Genomic DNA, 4,663 nt, shown 5'->3' with positions numbered 1-4,663 from the left:
TTTGGTGCTGTAGAGCGCATAGCCAGCGACGACCATGCTCATGACACCCGCAGCCAGCAGCGCAATCGATGCGATCCACATGCGCCGCGTTGTCATCGTTTCCAGGGAATGCTGTGCGTGTACATAGCGCTGGGCGGCCTGCTGGACGGCCTGCTCCGCAGTTGCCATCTTCTTGTTGAATCGCTCGGCCGCCGGTTCCAGCGTTTGCGTCAGCGCCTGATTGCTCAATTGCGTTAGCCGGGGAAGTGCGCTCTCCACCACGCGATTGACACGCTGATCGGCACTGTTGACGGCGCGCTGCAGAAGCTGCAGCTGCTCCCGGACCAGATCATCCAAGGCGTGCTCGCGCCGCTGAAGCGTCCCGATCATCGCCGCCAGGGCCTGGATCGATTCTTTCAGTGTGCGTTCCGACCCGTTGACATCGGGCAGCGCGGAGGTGTCCTGCATGTCCATAGTGTTCTCTCGATGATTCAACGCGCTGCACGTGTTGCGATCATCCACCACCACCACCACCACCACCACCACCACCGCCGCCTCCACCGCCTCCACCGCCTCCACCGCCTCCACCGCCTCCACCGCCACCGCCGCCACCGCCGTCTCCGCCACCATCACCCTGCGGACCGCCTTGCATCGCCGGTCCGTTGGCGAATTGCGGCAGCGTCAGCACCATCACCGGACCACGGCTGGTCTGCACCTCTGCCGAGACGTCCATGTTCAGTGTCTGGCGCAGACTGGCCTGTTCCTGAGCCTCCTGCATCGCCTGGGCATCCAGAAATTCATGCCCTTGTTTGGCAAGCGCTTGGCTGTATGGACTATTGGCGACACGTTTCAAGGCCTGTTCGATCGCCAGTTCGTTCTTGCAGTCGATGGCGTACAGCAACTCGTCCACATCCGGATCGCCGGTGATGGTTTTGCGCTGGGGCTGCGGCCGATCTTCCTGCTTGCCCGCGGCAAGCGACTGTGGCGCGGCGTCTGCCGGCGGGGCGCGTGGTGGTCTCAGTCCAGAGGGGCCATCGGGATCGTACCCATCACGCAATTCCAACTCGGTAAACGGCCGCTCACCACGGTCCACGCGCGCCTGCCGCGCTTCTGCGACGCGGTTTTCTGTTTCGAGCTCCTGTTCGAGTTGGATGCGCAGCTCACGCATGGAGCGCTCTATTTCCTCCCAGGAGTCCGGATCGGTGGGCACAGCGGCAGGACGGTCGTGCTGATCTGCCAGGGACGCGGAAAGCGGCTCGTGCGCAGCGGCCGCGCCCTCGGGTGCGTCGGCAGAGCGGCCGGCAGTCGGTACGTCCCGCGATGGCTCTGCCGCTTGCGCGAGGTACCCGGACAAGGGCAACGCTGCAGGGGGATCTGGTGCTTCCGGTGCTTGAGCCTGTGGAGTGAGCGCCTGTCGATCGTCGCGGTGTTCTGCGGCCACCGAGGTGGCAAGCGATGACGCGGTCGCCGCTTGGGCCAGGCGCGCATCCGCCGACTGCTCGGGTTGCTGCGCTGGTGCATCTTGGAGCGCATCCGAGGCGTGCGCCGTCATCGGCCGTTGGCCGCCGTGCAGGTCCGCAACCTGCTGCTGATCTGCCGGTGCTGTCTGCATGATCGCCGCGCTCTGCGCTGGCTGCCGAGCTTCCAGCGGATGTTCTTCCTGCGCGTGTTGGCTTTGCAGCCGCTGCTGCGCTACGTCGGCTGCATGTGCTTGCACGGGCTCTGCCAGCTGCTCCTGGGGCCGTTGGGCGACGTCATCCCGGGTAGACCGCTGCTCGGGTTGGCGCGGCGATGTGTCCTGCGCCTGCAGCGACGACGGCTCGCGAGAGACGGCCTCATTCTCCGGCTTCTGCTCGCGCTGTGGAGCCGCTTGGGCGTGCAGCGGCTGTTGCTCGGGATGTTGCACAGTCTGCGCCTGCAGGCGTTCCTGCTGGCTCTGCTGGGCGTCCTGTGCCTGGCGTGTTTCCTGCTCGCGCTGCTGTGTCTCCTGGGCCTGCTGCTGCGCTTGTTCGCGCTGTTGGGTGTGCTGTGTCTGCTGCTGGACGTTTTCGCGTTGCTGCGCGTCCTGCGTCTGACCTTCTAGCTCTTCCAGTCGCTGCGCGTCCCGCTGCAGCAGCTCCAGCGCGGCATGCGCCTGTAGCGCCTGCGCAGCCTTCGCCCGGACGTCGTGCGATGCCTGCGCCTCCANTCCGATTGTGCGGCGAGCGGGTTGTCCTGGCCCAGAAGCTGCGTGGCGCGTTGGCCGGTCATTACCGTGTCGGCGGCGGTGGCGAGCAGGCCGGCAGTGCGTAACGCCTGGCCTGCTGATAGATCGCCTGCGAGGAGCTCTGCGGTGGTGAAGCCGCGTTGAGATACTGGGGTATACGGCGCATGCGGTGTGGCGCCCGCGCCTTGGCGAATGCTGCGCGCAACACCGCCGATGGTTGTCGGCGTGTCATCCAGTACCTGTTGGATCAGCGCGGCATTGGACTCGGACAACGTGACACGCCCGGCCTCTTCGGCGTGCCGGATGGCCATGCGCAATTCCTCGCGGCCGGCGATCTCGCGGATGACGGCATCGCGTTCACCCGGCACAGCGACCAGATTCTTGCCCGTCGTGCGTGCGGCTTCGATCACCGTGGCAATGCGCTGCTCCGAATGAGTAATGGCGGTCCATTCTGCTTCGACGTTGCTCATCGAACGCAGCGTTTTCAACTGGTCGGCATGGGTGGCGCGGTATTGCTCGTATTCGGAAATAGTGCTGTGGTTCTGCGCGTTCGTTTGGGCCTTGGTCAAGTGCTCCGGTGTCGTTGCGAACATATCGCGATTGATCAGAGCGACCTTAAGGGTGTCTTGCAGGTCGTGGACTTGGGCGGCTACGCGCTTCACTGCGGCAACGTCATCACCCATAGCGGCGCGGCCATCGGAGGAGTTACGGAGATCGTTAAGATAATCCACAACTGCATCCGTATATGACCTGCGGGTGCGTCCTCGGTGTGGCGAAGTTTCGATTTCGTCAGCCAGCTTGCCCTCTACCGGAAGATAGAGACGATTGGTCGAGACATCCTTTTCGATCATGCCATGCTCGGCCAACTTTTTGAGCAAGTCATGCTTGCGAAAGATGGTGTTTTCAATGACATGATGACTTTCAAGGATGACGTTACTGGCCGGCATCTGTCTTTACTCCAAAATCCATGCAGAGAAATTTTTATCCATAATTTGCGGCGTCGATTAGCCGAACGCCACGATTCCTGGGTGATTTGCCGAACCCCTGGGAAATTAAAGTGTCTCGCAAGAACCGATCGCAAAATGCATCTGCCGTATAAGGTGTTCTGAAGACATGCGCGGCCCCGACTACGTCTTTCCTGAATGCCAACTTTGCCCCCCCCAAAAGGCTGTAGTACTTGCCATTTGGATACCCGGTCAGCACCTTGACGGTGGATGCTTCTTCGTCGATGGCGTCGACGATTCGCACCACCTCGCATAGATAGTGCGGTGCCGCAGGGGTACCGTCTTCCAGTCGGAAGTCGCATAGCGCGAAGGCAAAGCCCTCCGGGTCCGCAGCTTCAAGAACCTGCTTCAGCGGCTCGGAGACCAGCCAGTAGTCCTTGAATCCACTATCAAGATCATCGGGCATATCGCCGATGCGGCTGTCGTAGCGCAGGCGCGGGATTACCTTCAATGCAGCCAGGCCCGCGTCCTCGCCTGGCCGGCTGTAGGCAATGGAGAACGGCACAGCCTTTTCATTTTCGAACTCCACGCCATGCCCACGACCGCCCCCCCCCATATCGGACCTGAGGATGTAGAACGCACCTTTCTGAGGTGCGTTGTCGTGTGTTGCGCGGGCTTCTTTTGCTTCGTTCATAGGTGCTTTCTCTCAACAATCCAGCATGCGTCGAACAGGTGACCACAAGTGAGTCGCTTCGCTGCCTCCCGATCAGATGCCCACCTTTGCGCTTGATCGCCAGTAATGGAGGCGGGGCGGCGGCGGGTGTTGGGCATGCTGTAGGCGCCGTTGTAACGGGATGCAGCCTCCTATGTTGCCCGTCTTCAGCGACCGACGCAGTAGGAAAACCCCGACGCCTACGACAGCGCTGGCCCCGGCGCGCGCAATCGTCGCCCCGCCACGCCTGCGGTCTTTATGCATGGCTTTCGCTGCACCCCCGCAGGGTGGGCCTAGGCCGCGCTGCTGCTACCGCTCCTTGGGGTTCAAGGGGGTCTCTCGTCCCTGCAAATCCCTGCGCGCCTGGGGGCTTTGCGGGGTGGGAACGGCTGAGTTCCCATAGCTGGGCCTCCCGGCGCATTTCGGCAAGTGACCATCGGAATCGGGTAATTGGTAATCCGGGACCTGAAACAGGGCCTAAGCGGCTGATCTCTTTGGGAAGTTTGGGATTACCTTTTGGGGTGATTTGGGGTAATCAGGCTCCCATAGAAAGGTTATGTGATTGAAATATAAAGCTATTTTTTGGGGTATCGATTACCTTCCCAAAAGGTAATCCCATTACCTCTCAATTACCCTTTAATTACCTTTGATAAATCAATGTAAGTAATTGATATATATGGAGATATTGTTATTTTTGAGGGCGGATTACCTTGATTACTTTACCTGATTAGCCCCGACTCTCAGCCATGAAAATTGCTCGCTGCACGTAAAACCGGCTCTGGGCATGGTGTGGATTGCATCATGGCCGTGGCAAGTCGTGGC

3 protein-coding genes and 3 pseudogenes (1 of these 6 cut by a window edge) are annotated in these 4,663 nt (G+C 61.0%); all 6 read right to left on the bottom strand.

The features are described 5' to 3' along the window. On the bottom strand, positions 1-558 hold a 558-nt coding region (locus tag XCSCFBP4642_RS0116840), incomplete at its 3' end, for a hypothetical protein (protein WP_029220817.1). Beyond that, positions 494-2,164: pseudogene (locus tag XCSCFBP4642_RS30105) on the bottom strand (hypothetical protein); the annotation flags it as partial. The pseudogene XCSCFBP4642_RS30105 and the gene XCSCFBP4642_RS0116840, both read right to left, overlap by 65 nt. A 5-nt stretch (positions 2,165-2,169) precedes the next feature. Further along, positions 2,170-2,847: pseudogene (locus XCSCFBP4642_RS30855) on the bottom strand (hypothetical protein); the annotation flags it as partial. Between the two features lie 48 nt (positions 2,848-2,895). Beyond that, positions 2,896-3,132: pseudogene (locus XCSCFBP4642_RS30100) on the bottom strand (AHH domain-containing protein); the annotation flags it as partial. A gap of 34 nt (positions 3,133-3,166) precedes the next feature. Further along, positions 3,167-3,823, bottom strand: a complete 657-nt coding sequence (locus tag XCSCFBP4642_RS0116825) for an imm11 family protein (RefSeq protein ID WP_029220815.1) — start codon at positions 3,821-3,823, stop codon at positions 3,167-3,169. Positions 3,824-4,640: 817 nt separating this feature from the next. Further along, positions 4,641-4,663: the 3' end of an IS1595 family transposase gene (locus XCSCFBP4642_RS0116820; protein ID WP_029220814.1), read on the bottom strand. It continues 937 nt past the right edge of the window; 23 of the gene's 960 nt are visible here — the last part of the coding sequence; its start codon lies beyond the right edge, outside the window; it ends in the stop codon at positions 4,641-4,643.

The sequence above is a fragment of the Xanthomonas cassavae CFBP 4642 genome, from assembly GCF_000454545.1.
Lineage (GTDB): Bacteria > Pseudomonadota > Gammaproteobacteria > Xanthomonadales > Xanthomonadaceae > Xanthomonas > Xanthomonas cassavae.
This window is presented reverse-complemented; position numbering and strand designations above follow the sequence as displayed.